Annotated in this window: 2 protein-coding genes; both read left to right on the top strand. The window is 41.2% G+C overall.

Annotated features, from left to right (window positions below; genetic code table 11):
* A partial coding sequence (locus BZG79_RS15965) for an ATP-binding protein (RefSeq protein WP_242414229.1) occupies positions 1-349 on the top strand: 349 nt, incomplete at its 5' end.
* Complete coding sequence (gene narL / locus BZG79_RS15960; RefSeq protein WP_021022858.1) at positions 342-1001, top strand: two-component system response regulator NarL; 660 nt, start codon at positions 342-344, stop codon at positions 999-1001. The genes BZG79_RS15965 and narL, both read left to right, overlap by 8 nt.
* Positions 1002-1034 lie beyond the last annotated feature (33 nt).

Genomic DNA, 1034 nt, shown 5'->3' with positions numbered 1-1034 from the left:
AATTAAAAATATGCCTTTTTCGGCTACTGAGCAAGTTCACCTACTACAAATCGCTAGAGAAGCAGTACAGAATGCCATTCATCATTCCGAAGGAAGTAAAATCGTTATTCTTCTTACAAGTCGCAAAAAAAATGGTTACGTCACTTTGTTAATTCATGATGACGGGATCGGAATTGATACATCAGCCAAAAAAGAAAACCATTATGGTCTTGCTATTATGAAGGAAAGGAGTAGAAGCTTAAAAGGCACGCTTACAATTGGTAATCACGCAAAAGGTGGTACAGAGGTTAGATTTGACTTCCAACCTGAATTTAACATTCCTTTAGATGTAGAGAAAACTTATGACTGAAAATTCATCAATTGGGACGATCTTAATGGTCGATGATCACCCTGTTTTTCGCAGAGGTTTGTCGCAACTCTTTTCATTGGATAATGACTTAAAAGTGGTTGGAGAAGCTGACTCTGGCTATGATGCGGTCGGATTGGTAACAGAGCTCGACCCAGACTTAGTAACGTTAGATCTTAATATGGACGGCATGAATGGATTAGAAACGATACGAGCACTCAGAGATTCTGGTTATACAGGACGCATTATCATGTTAACTGTCTCTGACCAAGATGATGATGTTGTCGAAGCGATAAGGTTAGGTGTTGACGGATATTTACTAAAAGATATGGATCCTGACGATATCGTTGAGTCCATTAAGCAAGCGGCTGTGGGAAAAATGGCAATCAGTCCTAAACTCACACAAACACTTGCGGGCGCACTACGCCAGCCTGCTCCCCACAGTGACCAGCGAACATTGTCAAGCCTCACCGCCAGAGAAAAAGAAATCATCAAATTGATCGCAAAAGGACTGAGTAACAAGCTTATTGCCAGAGAGCTAGATATATCTGATGGGACAGTCAAAGTGCATGTAAAGCACCTACTAAAAAAGTTAAACCTACGCTCCCGAGTAGAAGCCGCGGTTTGGATGGTTAACGAAGATAAAGAGGTTTGAAATGGAATGCTGTAACGAAGCATCGGTATTAGC

This window comes from Salinivibrio sp. MA427 (genome assembly GCF_001996115.1).
GTDB classification, from domain to species: domain Bacteria; phylum Pseudomonadota; class Gammaproteobacteria; order Enterobacterales; family Vibrionaceae; genus Salinivibrio; species Salinivibrio costicola.
The sequence above is the reverse complement of the archived record's forward strand: the minus strand, read 5'-3'. Positions and strand labels throughout refer to the sequence as shown.